Annotated in this window: 16 protein-coding genes; 4 read left to right on the top strand and 12 right to left on the bottom strand. The window is 28.3% G+C overall.

Features of this window, described 5'->3' with window-relative positions:
* Window positions 1-26: 26 nt before the first annotated feature.
* The 5 genes from SJY17_RS06105 to SJY17_RS06085 form a co-directional block, all read right to left on the bottom strand.
* Window positions 27-635, bottom strand: a complete 609-nt coding sequence (locus tag SJY17_RS06105; RefSeq protein ID WP_397364610.1) for a DUF4230 domain-containing protein — start codon at window positions 633-635, stop codon at window positions 27-29.
* Window positions 636-638: 3 nt separating this feature from the next.
* The gene (locus tag SJY17_RS06100; protein ID WP_397364609.1) at window positions 639-1,385 is read right to left on the bottom strand and encodes a cyclase family protein; all 747 of its coding nucleotides are present in this window, start codon (window positions 1,383-1,385) and stop codon (window positions 639-641) included.
* Window positions 1,386-1,387: 2 nt separating this feature from the next.
* Window positions 1,388-2,515 carry a radical SAM family heme chaperone HemW gene (gene hemW / locus SJY17_RS06095; protein ID WP_397364608.1) on the bottom strand — a complete coding sequence of 376 codons (1,128 nt, stop codon included), beginning with the start codon at window positions 2,513-2,515 and terminating at the stop codon, window positions 1,388-1,390.
* A gap of 65 nt (window positions 2,516-2,580) precedes the next feature.
* Window positions 2,581-3,135, bottom strand: coding sequence for a crossover junction endodeoxyribonuclease RuvC (gene ruvC, locus SJY17_RS06090; RefSeq protein ID WP_397364607.1), 555 nt, complete (start codon window positions 3,133-3,135; stop codon window positions 2,581-2,583).
* Complete coding sequence (locus SJY17_RS06085) at window positions 3,136-3,765, bottom strand: outer membrane beta-barrel protein (protein ID WP_397364606.1); 630 nt, start codon at window positions 3,763-3,765, stop codon at window positions 3,136-3,138.
* A gap of 48 nt (window positions 3,766-3,813) precedes the next feature.
* Between SJY17_RS06085 and SJY17_RS06080 the strand changes: the two genes are divergently transcribed.
* From SJY17_RS06080 to SJY17_RS06065, 4 genes are all read left to right on the top strand, one after another.
* Window positions 3,814-4,782: a lysylphosphatidylglycerol synthase domain-containing protein gene (locus SJY17_RS06080; RefSeq protein WP_397364605.1), complete on the top strand. Its 969-nt coding sequence runs from the start codon at window positions 3,814-3,816 to the stop codon at window positions 4,780-4,782.
* Complete coding sequence (locus SJY17_RS06075) at window positions 4,782-5,906, top strand: glycosyltransferase (RefSeq protein WP_397364604.1); 1,125 nt, start codon at window positions 4,782-4,784, stop codon at window positions 5,904-5,906. Before SJY17_RS06080 ends, SJY17_RS06075 begins: the two co-directional genes overlap by 1 nt.
* Window positions 5,907-5,956: 50 nt before the next feature.
* Window positions 5,957-6,514 carry a hypothetical protein gene (locus SJY17_RS06070; RefSeq protein WP_397364603.1) on the top strand — a complete coding sequence of 186 codons (558 nt, stop codon included), beginning with the start codon at window positions 5,957-5,959 and terminating at the stop codon, window positions 6,512-6,514.
* A gap of 313 nt (window positions 6,515-6,827) precedes the next feature.
* Complete coding sequence (locus SJY17_RS06065; RefSeq protein ID WP_397364602.1) at window positions 6,828-7,559, top strand: Bax inhibitor-1/YccA family protein; 732 nt, start codon at window positions 6,828-6,830, stop codon at window positions 7,557-7,559.
* Window positions 7,560-7,623: 64 nt separating this feature from the next.
* Here SJY17_RS06065 and SJY17_RS06060 read toward each other — a convergent pair whose 3' ends face one another.
* From SJY17_RS06060 to SJY17_RS06030, 7 genes are all read right to left on the bottom strand, one after another.
* Window positions 7,624-8,100: a hypothetical protein gene (locus tag SJY17_RS06060; RefSeq protein WP_397364601.1), complete on the bottom strand. Its 477-nt coding sequence runs from the start codon at window positions 8,098-8,100 to the stop codon at window positions 7,624-7,626.
* A 58-nt stretch (window positions 8,101-8,158) separates the two neighbouring features.
* On the bottom strand, window positions 8,159-8,860 hold the full coding sequence (locus tag SJY17_RS06055) for a PDZ domain-containing protein (protein WP_397364600.1): 702 nt from the start codon (window positions 8,858-8,860) through the stop codon (window positions 8,159-8,161).
* Between the two features lie 162 nt (window positions 8,861-9,022).
* Entirely contained in the window at window positions 9,023-10,615 is a 1,593-nt protein-coding gene (locus SJY17_RS06050) for a M56 family metallopeptidase (RefSeq protein WP_397364599.1), read from the bottom strand.
* On the bottom strand, window positions 10,615-10,977 hold the full coding sequence (locus SJY17_RS06045; RefSeq protein WP_397364597.1) for a BlaI/MecI/CopY family transcriptional regulator: 363 nt from the start codon (window positions 10,975-10,977) through the stop codon (window positions 10,615-10,617). The genes SJY17_RS06050 and SJY17_RS06045 overlap by 1 nt, the downstream gene beginning before the upstream one ends.
* 349 nt (window positions 10,978-11,326) lie before the next feature.
* Window positions 11,327-12,004, bottom strand: coding sequence for a response regulator (locus SJY17_RS06040; protein ID WP_397364596.1), 678 nt, complete (start codon window positions 12,002-12,004; stop codon window positions 11,327-11,329).
* Between the two features lie 3 nt (window positions 12,005-12,007).
* Window positions 12,008-14,044, bottom strand: coding sequence for an ATP-binding protein (locus tag SJY17_RS06035; RefSeq protein WP_397364595.1), 2,037 nt, complete (start codon window positions 14,042-14,044; stop codon window positions 12,008-12,010).
* A 211-nt stretch (window positions 14,045-14,255) separates the two neighbouring features.
* The gene (locus SJY17_RS06030) at window positions 14,256-14,432 is read right to left on the bottom strand and encodes a hypothetical protein (protein ID WP_397364594.1); all 177 of its coding nucleotides are present in this window, start codon (window positions 14,430-14,432) and stop codon (window positions 14,256-14,258) included.
* Window positions 14,433-14,597 lie beyond the last annotated feature (165 nt).

The raw sequence follows: 14,597 nt of genomic DNA, 5'->3' as shown, positions 1-14,597 counted from the left end.
CACGTTTATTCGATTAAAATCACATTTTATTCGAGTTTTTTAGCTTCAGAAGCTGAAATTTTTAAAGCCGAATAATCTAATTTCCAACCGATGGTCTCCACAATATTTTCTACTAACAGTAAAGATTCTAGTGCTTCTTTTCTGGCAACATTGTACAATCCACTTTCTGGAACTTTGTCTCTAATATGTTGTTTTGCTTCTTCACTTAAGGCTGTTAAATCTGTTGCTTCAAACTTATTAAAGTATCCATCTTTTTTATCGTAATAATTAATATTAGACTCTATAGATAGTATTTCTGGTTGCGGAAAATGATTAATAGTTACCGTTTTCTTTTTCTGATTTGCTTTTAATTCAATTTTATTAAAATCATATCCAACATAAGCTTTTGCATTAATAATCACCAATGCCTTTTTTTTACTTGACACTAATTTTAAAAATCGTTCTTTAACGTCTTCGTAATGGTATATCTCTGCAAAATCGCCTTCTACAGTAATAAACTTACAGACTTTTTTAATTTTGTCTAAAAGGATTACAGATTGTGCTGAGACTTTTCTTTTGGATTGAAAGTAATTGTAATAGGTATAAATCCCTAATGCTAAAATACCTCCAATTATAAGTGTAAAAAATGTTTCCATCTACTATTCTATTTTATATAATATGGGTTTACTTGGTGTTGCATCGTTTTCAAAAGGTGCAATTTGCAAATTTAAAAGGTACTTGCCATCTACTATTTTATTTGGTACATATACAAACTCTGTTATTGTGGCTTCTTTTCTAATTTCACCATCTACATTCCAAAAGGCTTTATGCGCTAATAACTTTCCGTCATCTTTTTCTTTATCCACACTTGGTAGATCTATTAATAAATGTTGTACACCTATTTTTCTAATAAAAATTGCAGCTTCCTCTGTTAAATATGGCCAATTAGTATTGGAATATTGTCTAGATTTTTTCTCTTTAGTATTAGGCATTGTCCTAATAACTAAGGCTTGTGGTTTACGTTGTTTTAATAAAAATTGTAATTGAGCTTTGGATATTATCTCATCTTCCCCATTTAATTCTGGTGCTACTGTTATGACTTCAGCTAAATAAAAAAACTGCTTTAAACACTTATTTATACTATAAAACTGTTCTGTAATATGGCCAACACACTCTGTATGTGTACCATGAGCATGTGGATTAAATTGGATATTATTAAAATTAACCGAAGCACCTTGTTTAACACTTGCTGTCCACTCTCCTAATTGTACTGCTTCAATTTTAGGTTCATCAATATACCATGCATTTGCATTGGCTTTTGATGCACGAATTGGCATAGAAATATCTAAGGGTTGTGCAAAGTTTACAGTGTATTTTTTGGTGTTTATGGTTATTGTAGAAATCACGTTTAGATAATTTTAAACAAATCAGAAGCAATACCATCGCTTAAAAATTTGCCTTTTTTGGTTGTCTTTAAATTGTTATCCTCAATATACAACATTTGTTTATTTATATATTGATTAGCTTGTTGCAACAAGTATTCCAAAAATGATTTTCCAAATTGGGTTTCAATTTTTTTAAGTGAAACTCCCCAAATAGTTCGTAATCCTGTCATTACGTATTCGTTATATTTATCTATTTTAGTAAGTATCTCTATCTCTATTGGCAACTCTCCAGTTTCAATTTTTTTAATATAAATATAATTGTTTTTAACATTCCAACCTCGTTGTTCTCCATTAAAACTATGTGCAGAAGGTCCAATACCTAAATAGGGTTTTCCTAACCAATAGGCTGAATTATTTTTACTGTAATAGCCTTTTTTACCAAAATTTGATAATTCGTAATGATCAAAACCTGCTTGCTCTAACTGTTCTATTAATATATGAAATTGCTCATGTGCTAAGTCGTCATCCACATTGTCCATTAATCCTTTGTCTATAAAACTTGCAAGAGCTGTTTTGGGTTCGACCGTTAAAGCATAGCTTGAAATATGATTGATACCAAAACTAAGTGCAGTCTGAATGTTTTTTAACCACTCTGCGTTTGTGCTATTTGGGATGCCATAAATTAAGTCCAAACTAATATTATCAAAATGTTGGGTGGCTAACTCTAAACATGCTTTAGCTTCTTGTGCGTTATGCGCACGATTCATGAGTTTTAAATCTTTTTCAAAAAACGATTGGATACCTATCGATAATCTGTTAACTGGACTTTTAGACAATTGAATGATTAGATTACTAGACAAATCATCAGGATTAGCTTCTAGCGTAATTTCCGGATTTTCTGATACTTTATAATTGTAATACACAGCATCAATTAAAAACTGCAATTGGTCCACAGTCAATACACTTGGTGTACCACCACCAAAATAAATGGTTTCTACTGTAGTGTTTTTAAACTCATCTTTACGCAACTCCAACTCTTTTGCTAAAGCAAAAATGAGTTGATCTTTCTTTTTCATTGAAGTTGAAAAATGAAAGTCGCAGTAATGACATGCTTGCTTGCAAAATGGTATGTGGATGTAGATGCCTGACATTTAATTTTTTCTCATACATATTATAGATTATAAAAATATATCCTGCTTACACAGGAAACACAAAATCACTTCTTAACACGTTTCTCATTCTGTTTTACAAAAGCAGACCAACCAGTATAACTTTTACCAATTTGCACACGACCTTGATTATAAAAGTGGCAGACTGCAGCAGCTAAACCATCCATAGAATCTAAGTTTTTAGGAATTGTTTTTAAACCTAACATACTTTGCAACATTTTGGCAACTTGCTCTTTACTAGCATTACCATTTCCAGTAATTGCCATTTTAATTTTTTTAGGAGCATACTCTGTAATTGGTACTTCTCTGCTTAATCCTGCTGCCATAGCAACACCTTGTGCACGACCTAACTTAAGCATACTTTGTACGTTTTTTCCAAAAAAAGGAGCTTCAATAGCAATCTCGTCTGGATGATGTGTATCGATTAACTCTATAGTACGTTCAAAAATTAGTTTTAATTTTAGGTAATGATCGTCGTATTTTTTTAAGTCTAATTCGTTTAACTGTAAAAACGTCATTTTTTTATTGACCACTTTTATTAGGCCAAAACCCATAATGGTTGTTCCTGGATCAATACCTAATATAATTTGCTCTTTACTCATTTAATTACAAGTATAACAACCACTTAAAGACACTGCTAAACCAACAGTTACGGTTAACATGTTTCCGTTAAACGATCCATAACCTTCTGATATTGGATCAAAAGTATCTGCAAAGCTTAAAGTGTATGATCCATCTACAAACACAGAAACCGTTTGACTTAATCCATAATGAAACTCAAGTCCTCCCATTGCATTTAAAAACGCTGTTTTATTGTCTCCATAATCTCCTAAAGGCTTAATCATAGAATAACCTGGTCCAACATGAAATACTAACCCTGTTCCAAAAGGTAAAAAAGTAAAATCTTTTGTAGCATCGTACACAAACTGTGCATTAATACGTGTATAATTGGTTTTAAATTCTGGCGTATCATCCTCGTTTGCAAAACGATTATATCCAAAATCTAATTTAGCGCCTAATTGAGGTGTAAACATATGCTGAACTCCTAAATTAATAGTTGGAAAATTAGTCCCTTTTACAATAAAAGGGTTAACTAACCCATCTTGAGATGGACTATTAAAACCTACAGAAAATAAGGCTTTCCATTTACTAGTTTCTATTTGCGCGCTTGATGTAGACACGCAAAAAATAGCAATAATTATAATGCAATAGTGTTTGATAGTCGTTAACATTGTATAATATTTAGTTTATTTTGCAAACGCTAAATTAACGCAACTATTATGCACAGCAGCTTGCCTTACAAAACTAAACAATTCTTTTTTGTACTTATTAAATTAAGTATAGTTGTTGGTGCATTTTATTTTATTTATCAAAAACTACTAAAAAATGATAGTTTAGATTTTGATCATTTTTTAAGTTTTTTGAAAGAAAACAAGCTGTTTTCAACCAAAAACATCATTTTTTTACTGTTTTTAAGCTTTTTTAACTGGTTTTTTGAAATCATAAAATGGCGTTTTTTAGTGTCCAAAATCAAAGACCTTTCTTTTTTAGAAGCTACAGAACAAAGTTTAGGTGCTTTAACCGCTTCTTTATTTACACCAAATAGAATTGGAGAATATGGTGCAAAAGCCATCTATTACTCCAAAACCAACAGAAAACGCATCTTATTATTAAATCTAATTAGTAATATGATGCAAATGAGTATTACTGTAATTTTAGGTTGTATTGGCTTTGTTCTTTTTTATAATAATTATGATCTAACTATTGACTATTTAAGAGTATCCAGAGGATTGATTATTATGTTTGTTATTACGTCATTAACCCTATTTGGCATTAGGCAAAGTAAGTACAAAATAAAAGGATTTTCAATTGAAAAAATACGTGATTTTGTTTCAAATTTAGGTGCAAATTATTTGATTTTTGGTTTACTTTTATCATTACTGAGATATGCGTTTTTTTCGTTTCAATTTTATTTTATTCTGACTTTATTTGGTGTTGAATTGGATTATTTTGAAGCTATGATTATTATAACCACTATGTACTTATTAGCGTCAATTGTACCTACCATTTCAATTTTTGATGTGGTAATAAAAGGAAGTATTGCTATTTACTTATTTGGATTAGCTAGTGTTGCAGAACTATCCGTTTTATGCTGTGTGTTATTAATGTGGCTACTCAACTTTGCAATACCTAGTATATTTGGAAGCTATTATGTACTAAATTTTAATTTACCTAAAACAGAGAATTAATGACTATTACTTATATAATCATCACGTTACTGTATCTGTTTTTAATAGGTCGCTTTGTTTTTGGTTTTGATAAAGTCAAAATTTTTAGACTAGAAGATGTATCTCCAAAAACTAAGTTTACGGTTGTTATTCCGTTTAGGAATGAAGCCAAAAACTTACCAGAATTATTAGATTCTGTTTTAAAATTAAATTACCCAAAAGCACTCTTTGAAATCATTTTTGTGGATGACGAGTCTGATGATGATTCGGTTGAACAAATAATGAGGTTTCTTACTTCGTTTCCTAATGATTCAAAACTCATAAATAATATTCGGGTTACTAATTCACCAAAAAAAGATGCCATTTCTACAGCAATTTTGCATGCAAAATCCGATTGGATTATTACCACAGACGCAGATTGTGTGCTACCAAAATATTGGTTAGATGGTTATGATAATTTTATTCAAAAAAACAACGCAACATTAATTGCTGGACCTGTTAGTTACAACAATACTAATGGGTTTTTAAACGCTTTTCAAACGCTTGATTTTTTAAGCTTAATTGGAGCCACAATAGGAGGTTTTGGAATTAACAAACCATTTTTAAGTAATGGTGCAAATATGGCTTATAAAAAAGACTTTTTTATAAGCGTTAATGGTTTTGAAGGCAACACTAATATAGCCAGTGGTGATGATATTTTTTTACTGGAAAAAGCCATTAAACAAAATCCAAAGGAAGTACATTATTTAAAATGTACACATGCAATAGTAAGCACAAATCCAGAACCAACAGTCTCTAAATTAATAGCACAACGTGTACGTTGGGCAAGTAAAACTAGTTATTACACTAATAGCTTTGCAAAAGCTGTTGGTTTGCTAGTTTTAATAGCAAATGCTATTAGTATAATTGGTCTAGTTTTAACCTTTTTGGGATTACTAAAATTTAAAGTTTTTGCTTATTTATTTTTTATTAAAATAGCAATTGACTTTTTATTACTATATAAAACCAGTCAGTTTTTTAGCAAAGAATCTGTTTTAAAACATTACTTATGGTGTGGTTTATTATATCCTTTTTTTAGCGTTTATATCGCTTTTATTTCCATGTTTACAAGCTATAAATGGAAAGGCAGACACTTTAAAAAATAGTAATAATTGCTAAAAAATTTTTACATTGCAGTAAACCAATCTACATCGTTATGAAAAAACTTATTTTACTTTTAGCATTAACTATTTCTAGTTATAGTTTTGCGCAAAACACCTACACAGTAAATAATGAAACTTTAGAACTTAAATCTGAAGTTGATGGTACTTTAGATTTACTTTGGAACACTTTTAATAATCAGTTTAGATACTTTATTAAAACCGAAGACGATACCATTACAGAATTAGTCAACACTAAAAATGGTAATACTTACGACAATGCTTACCAAACAATTTTAAGTGATTTAACAGGTTTGGATGCCTCTAAAACCAAATTAACACTATATAGTTTAAAACAATTTTTAAATAAATACAATGCTTCAAAAAACTCTAATTACGCATATGATAGTAGTAAACCAAAGTTAAAAACAAGAGTTGGTATCTTTGGAGGAATTACAAACCATCCGTTTTTAACAAATACAGATAATGAAAAAACATTGTCTTTTGGTGCAGAATTAGAATTGTTTCAAGACAATCCAATTTCTAATCATGCTGGGTTTTTAAATTTAAAAACAACAGGAGAAACAGATGATTTTAAATATTCTTCAACTTAGGTTGCCTTAGGTTATCGTTACCGATTTATCAATACTTCAAAATTTAATGTTTATGGACAAACAAAATTTGCGACTTTTATAGCTTCAAAATCTTCTTTTACTTATGAAGACTCAAGCAATCCAGGTACATTTTTTATTGAAGATTTAAGTAATTCTGCTTTTGATGTTCCGTTTATATTTGGACTTGGAGCAGATATTAAAGTTGGTAATGGTTATATTACTTTTGTTTACGACTCGTTATTTGCGCTTTTTCAGGAAACAAAAGACAACTTTCCAGTTGACGTTGCTTTAGGCTATAAATTTAATTTATAAAATGAGATTTAATAAAACTTCCAATCCAGCATTTTCAAATTATTTTTGGAATGATCGTAAAGGATCATATAAAAAAATGACGGTTACCGGAATTTTACTAAAAACATTATTCTGCCTGCTTGTAATTACAAGTATTGTAGTTGCAATCTGGAAATTATATGCCAACGGAACCAATATTAAGTGGTTTGCTTCTGGTGGTATGCTTGCTGCTATTGTAATAAGTATTGTGTTGTCTGTAAGGCAACATTGGGCTCATGTTTTAGTGCCATTATATGCTGTAGCCAAAGGTTTTTTCCTAGGTGGACTTACTGCATATGCACAAGCTAGATTCCCTAATTTACCGTATCAAGCAATTGGTGTGACACTTGTTACTTTTTTTGTGGTTTTGTTTTTATACCAAACCAGGTTAATTGTAGTTACCAAAAAAGTAAAAAGCATTATAATTACTGTTTGTACTAGCATTTTTGTGGTTTATATTATATCTTGGATTTTAAGTTTTTTTGGTATTAAATCCTTTATTTGGGGCACCTCTTGGCTAGCAATTGGATTTAATGTTTTTGCTGCCATTTTTGCTGCTTTATCTTTATTATTAGATTTTGATTACATCGAAAGACAAAAAAATAGAGCACCTAAATATAAAGAGTGGATGGCAACTTGGGGTCTTTTAGTAACCATAGTTTGGTTATATGTAGAAATTGTTAGACTGATGAAAAAGTTTGCTATTAGGTTTTAGTTCTGGACACAAAATTCTTTATAAAGGATTTCACTAGAATTGACGACATCGTTAGAAACCTCAACTAATTCACCTGCAATACAATAGGTAATTTAAATTCTGTTTTTACCTGTTGACCACGTTTTATTGCTGGAAATATTTCTGGTAAGGTGTTTAAGCTTTCTATAATTAACCCTTCTAAATTTGGTATTTCTTGTGTTGTTAGGCTATCTATTTCTATTGAGTTAATTTGAAGTATTCCTTGTTCTGAAATTAAAAAAGACAACATAATAGTATCATTAATATCTTGATTAACGATTATGGTTTCCTCTTGTAATCTGTTAGAAATATGATTAGCTAAAGTGGTTTCAAAACATTGTTTTTTATCTGTTTTGGTTTGTGCTTTATCACAAACAGAAAAACTTGGATAATTGTCAACTTGATTCCAGTTAAAAGTTTTTAACTCTTCTTCATAAATAGCTTCAGAGGTTGTTTTTTTTACATTAATATATTGGCAAGACACCAAAAACATAAAGAGTATAAAAACAGCTATTTGTTTCATAATTAACTAATATAGCCGAAAAATACAACTTTTTTAGAGGATAGAAACTTGTATTTTATTAATTTCTTTTAACGACAAAAAGATTAGAATATGTAGCGTTGTCTTTTGTTATTTTTAAAACATACACACCATCTTCAATCTTATCTACATTAATTTCTTCGTTTAAATCTCCTTTTACAAAAAGCTTTTTGTATTCTTTTACCAATACTCCATTGGTCATGTAGATAGCAAAACTATATTCCCCTTGGACAACTTCTTTAAAAGCTACGTTTAACCTACTAACTGCTGGGTTTGGGTAAAGGCTTATGTTGTCTTTAGATAATGATGATATTGCCTCATCACAACATACTTCCTCCTGAACAATTTTAGAGGTTTTAGCACCTAAAGTAATTGTTTTACGTATTGTTTTTCCTTCTCTACTAATGGTTAATAATACAGTATCAAAAGGGTTGTAAGATTTTATAGCTTTCATGGCATCACCACGTCTATTAACTTCTAAGTCATCAATAGATAAGACTAGATCATAAGGTTGTAAACTATTATCTGCAGCTGCAGTACCTTCTATTACTTTTAAAATAATTACACCTTTATCTGTTTTGCTTTCTTTATCACAAGGACTACCAAATCTAACTCCTAAAAAAGCAGTTTCATACACTACTTTATCTACGATACAAGTCTGTTTGCAATCTTTTTCTATTTGCGCATTTACATAACTAGTAAAACAGAAAAACACAAAAACTAATGGTAAAAATCTTTTCATAATAATATTTTATAAGCTAAAGATATAGCTATTTTCATACAAAGTTATAAAACCTTTTTAAAATGTAAGTTTTATAGATGAAGTATTATTTTTTAAGATAAAATGCAATAAATAAGACCAAAACTAGGCTTTGGTCTTATTTAACTGTAATTAATTACTGTTTTAATTGATTTTAAAATTAATTGGCAATGTATAATTAACACCTACTTTTTTACCTTCTTGCATTCCAGGAGTCATCTTTGGTAATAGGTTTAATACACGTTTTACTTCTTGCTCTAAGTCTTTATGAGGTGCTTTTACTTTTAAAACTGCGATGTTTCCATCTGCATCTATTTTAAAATTTGCTATTAGTCTTACTAAACCTTTTTTAAGAGCCAAACTGTCTGCAATTTTAGCATTGAAATTTTTTGTAGCATGTTTTGTTATTTTTTCGGCAAAACATTTTTTATTTTCTTCTTCTGTGGTTTTATCACAACCAGGAAAAATTGGTGTTTTTTCTACAACTCCAAAAGGAATTTCGACACGTTTTAATGCATCAGCAAAATAAGGATCGTTAAAACTATTTTCTGTTGTTACAAGTAGCAAATCTTTAATTGCATCTTCATCTTTATTACTAATATCTCCTTTAATTTGTATTGCATCAAAGACATTTGATAGCTTTGCTTCTAAATCAGACTTATCTTTTCTACCAATTAATTGATGTACTTCTTCGACTAATTTAGGATCAAACTCTTTTCCTTTAACAACCTTTAGTAATAAATTAATGGCTTCATCTTCTTTGTCTGAAATATTACCTTGAAATGCAATTTGCTCTTTAACTTGACTTAAAAGAAATGGAATATCCACTGACTGTTTATTTTCTGAAACATTAGTTTGTTTTGAATTTGAATCTACACAAGATGCAAATACCAACATCCCAAATACCATTGGAATAATCAATAAATATTTAATTAAGTTTACTTGTTTTGAGCTTGATTTTTGTAACATAATAATTCGTTTTTTGATTAATGATTGTTTAAAAAATGGATTGATAAAAGAGCAGTTTTTAACATTAAAAACTTGCTGTAATAATTGTTTATAATATTCAGATTTGTTAGTCTTTACTGCATTTTGATCTGCAATAAATTCGTGAAGGAGACTTATTCTGTTTTGATATAAATAGACCAAAGGATTAAACCAAAAAATAATTTTTAACACTTCAAACCATAATAAATCTAATGTATGTTTTTGTTGTACATGAATACGCTCATGAGCAATAATGCTGTTTTTTTCTGTTTGAGTTAATGTGTTTCCTAAAAAGATAAAGTTGAAAAATGAAAAGGCAGAATTAGTGTTTTTTAAATGTACTATAGTAATAGCATCAGCTTTAGTTTTTTCATTTTTATAAATTAGCTTAACTATTTTATATAGTTTATATATAAAAAATAAAAGTGCAAAAGTTGAAACTAAAATACACAAACTAGAGATTGAAAATATTGTTGCTATCGTATTTGGAGCATCGTTAAGTCCGTTTGATTCTATAATTTTTTGATTAAAATCACCAATAAATACTTCTGGCAAACTAACGCTAAAATTATTTGAGACTACTTTATTAAAACTATCAATTTTTATAAACGGAATTATAAAAGACAATACTGATGTTATTAATAAATACAGTCTATTATAGTTAAAAAAAGTTTCTTTTTTTAAAAACAGATCATACACTACTAAAAATAGAAGCTGAAAAATTATGGTTTGTAGGATAATTTGTAACATTAATTTTCTTTTTTATTAATATCTTTTAAAACCGACTCCAGATCGTTTAAACTAATGTCATTTTTTTTGACAAAAAAGGATACCATACTTTTAAATGATCCCTGAAAATAGTTATCTACCAATTTATTTATCGATTGGTTACTATAGTCTTGCTTTTTTAAAATTGGGTAGTATATATGACCTTTACCTTGCTTTTCATAGTCTACAAATCCTTTAGACTCTAAAATTCTTACAATTGTAGATACTGTATTATATGCTGGTTTTGGTTCAGGAAATTCTTCTATTATTTGTTTTACATTGGCTTTTTCTAATTGCCAAAGTACTTGCATAATATCCTCTTCTGCTTTTGTAAGATGCTTCATTTTTATAACTAAGTTTTTAGTTGAATTAAACAAATATAACTAAATATTTAGTTTAAACTAATTTTTCAGTTCAAAAAAAATTAAATTAACGAAATGTCTTTAAAAGCATAAAGCAACATCAGATGATGTTGCTTTATAGTGTGTAAATGTAAATGCTATTAACCAAACAGAAGTTTGAAGGGAATAATAAACTTGTATTTAAGTTATATAACAAATATAGATAATATAATACTTTACTATTGTGGTAAAAACCCCAAGTGCGCTGTGGTTAAAACCGCAAGTTTTAATAATAGAAAGTAGTTTGAAGCTTTTTTAAAAGGTGAAATAAATTAAAATTTAACATTTTTACCTAGATATACCCTTTTTCCTTAGCTATTCTTATTAAAGTTTGATCTTTACCATCTTCAACTTCAAACAATTCTTTAAGGTTTTTTTTGCGTTTTTCAATAGCACTTAACGTAATCCCTAAATGTACTTCAAGATCTTTTGTACGTACTCCTAAAGATAAAAAGTGGAGCATTTTATGGTTTATTTCGTCTACTTCAATTGGATTAAAAATACTACGTTTAATTATAGTATTAATAGTTCCAGTGTAAAATGGTGGTTTATTTTGAATGGCTTCAAAAGCACTAGCCAACTCACTTGACGTTAAGTCACTTTTTATTAAAAACCCTTCTGGGTTTATACTTCTTATTATACTGTGTATCCTATACACTTCATTAAACATTGTTAAAATAACAACTTTAGCTTTAGGTTGTGTTTGCTTGATATACTTTGCTAAATCTTCTCCTGATTTATAAATCCCATCTTTAGATTCTGGAATACTAATATCAAAAAAATATATATCATAAGGTTTACCAACATTTTTAGACTTATTTATTGCGGCTAAAGCAGAATCGCAATCTGTAGCAATATCTATTTCTAGTGTTTGATTTTCTTTTTTTGCAGCAAATAATGTATGCTGATAACCCTCTATTATCATAGGATGATCATCAACCATTAAAATTCTTAAAATTGTATTTTCCATAGGTTAATTATTTAATGCTGGGACATTAATTATTATTTTGGTTCCTTTATCTTTTTGGGTTTCGATTATTAATTCTCCATCAATTTCTTTAATTCTAGAATCTATATTTTTTAAACCAATTCCTTTTTTTGCCTTTTGTAAATCAAAACCTTCTCCATTATCTGACACAGATAAAGTTAATTGATTTTTATCTAATTTAAATGAAATATCGACAATCGTCGCTTTTGCATGCTTATATGCATTCTGCATAGTTTCTTGTAAAATGCGATACACATGTATTTTTATTTTATTATTTAAAGCATCCCAATTAATACCATCTTCTGTGGTTAATGTATAGTTAATACTATAGGCATTCATCTGAGTATCTACCAAGGTTTTAATAATATCCAGATAGCCTGATTTTTCTATAAAATCAGAATTTAATTCATGAGAGACTTTTCTAATTTCTTCTTCTATGTTTTTAAGCTCGTTAATGTAATTACTACGTTTTTGTGTTGCTTCTGGTGTAGTACTTAAATTAAGTCCATCCAAACTTAACCTTACGCCAAATAGTTTTCCTAAAATACCATCGTGGATATCTTTTGATATTCTGTTTTTTTCAAAGCTTCTAGCCTCATCAATTTTATCTTGTTGAGAAAGCATTAAATTATAAATTTCCTCATTAGCTTCTTGTTGTTGACGCTCTAATTGTAATTCTTTATTTTTTTCTCTTTGAGATTTAATAATATACAAGAAAAACAAAATTCCTAATAATCCAATGGATGTTATAATTAGCCATAAACGCTGTCTAGATATTTGCTCGTTTTCTTGGATTATTTCGTCTGTTTCTAATTCAATTCTTGCGAATTTGTTTCTTATAGAACGTTCTGCCAATACTAAACTATCATTAAGTTTTATATGTTCATATAAATATTTTTTAGATTGGTCACCTTCTTCAATTTTAGATTTTAAAACTAATGCTTTTAAAAAATCATTATTTGCGTTTAAAATTTTTGCTAATTTAAGCCCATCATCTACATAACTTTTAGCTATTTGTTTTTTGTTCTGTTTTAAATAAAACTCAGCTAAAAAAAGATTTACACTCAATACCTCTACATCATCTTCTTCCATTTTAGCTATTTCTAAAGATTTTTTAAAATCATTTTCAATTTCTAAAAAATTTGTAGAGCCGTTTAAGAATTTATTATAAGCGATATTTGAAATTGCCGAGACATATGATGACGGATCTTCTCTTTCTAAATCATAGGTTTTTATTAAGGATTCTAAAATCTCTAAAGATTTAGCATATTCTCTTTTTCTTCTATAAAGAATAGATATATTAATTTTAGAGTACCATTTTAAATATTCGTATTCTTTGTTTTTTATTTTCTCCGCATAACTTAGCGCTTTATTATGATACTCAATAGCTTTATCAAAACGATTAATTTGACTAGATACAACGCCTACTAAATTATGCAATGACCATTGAGAGTCTAGATTTTGATCTGTTTGAGGTAATTGGCTAATGATTTTTATACCATTAATAGCATTAATTTCACTTCCAATATAATCTCTTTCAGTTTCCTGTATATTAGCCATGTTAAGTAATATACCAGCTTCATTATAAGTATTTACTTTATTTAACCTATAATTTGTTCTTGCTTTATAATAATAAAAATATGCGCTATCAAATTTATTAGACCTATCAAAATAAAATGCAATATTATGATATGCATAAGCTTGTTTTAATGTGTCTTTTAGTTTTGAAGCAAGTTTTAAATTAATTTTATTAATTCCATATAAAGAATCAAAATCTCCATTAATAATAAATAAATACGACAAAGCCCTATTGCTTTCTAGAATAGTAGAATCATATTTCGTTTTTTTTGCTAATTCAATTGATTTTCTTGCAGTCTCAAATCGGGTATTTATATCTAAATCAGAATTATTAGCTATATCTCTAAGTCTAATAACTTCTTCTAAAAGTTTTTCTTTATTTGTTTGAGAAAAACTAATAAAAATACAGAATGTAAAAGCTAAAAAAAGTAATGTTTTTTTCAAAATTATCGTTGAGATAGAGATCATTTCAAATGTAATAATAAAAAAACTCTTCCTATAAAAGAAGAGCCTTTTTTAAAGTATGAGTAATGCTTTTTTAACTATTTAATAGTAATTGCACTTTCTTTTCACCTTTTAATGTAGGAATAACTAAATTGTTTTTTGGATTTTATTGCCCTTATGCATTTCTAATTAAAAGTTGAATAAAATATTTTTAACCATTAGTTGGTGGTTGTACCTTTTTTTTATCTTTCATTACTGAAATATCTACAATTGTTTTTGGAGTTTCGTTTTTCGTTTCTTCTTGAGTTGGCTCAGTATTTAAAACACTTACTCCTGTTAATAATACTACTGAAAAGATTGCTACTAATGTAATTTTTAGGGATTTCATAATAATTGTTTAATGTTAATTTTTAGTTTATATAATTTTTTGATAAAATTCAAATACAAAAATTTCTAAGCTATTTTATAATAGCCTACTAAAAATAACATACTACACAAATTATGTAAGTACAATAATATTAATTAATTAGCTTTAAAAGAAGATGTTTTAATA

Origin of the sequence: Olleya sp. R77988, assembly GCF_044594215.1 — a bacterium.
In the GTDB taxonomy this organism is placed as follows: domain Bacteria; phylum Bacteroidota; class Bacteroidia; order Flavobacteriales; family Flavobacteriaceae; genus Olleya.
Note: the sequence above shows the minus strand (reverse complement) of the source record. Positions and strands in the feature narration are given on the sequence as shown.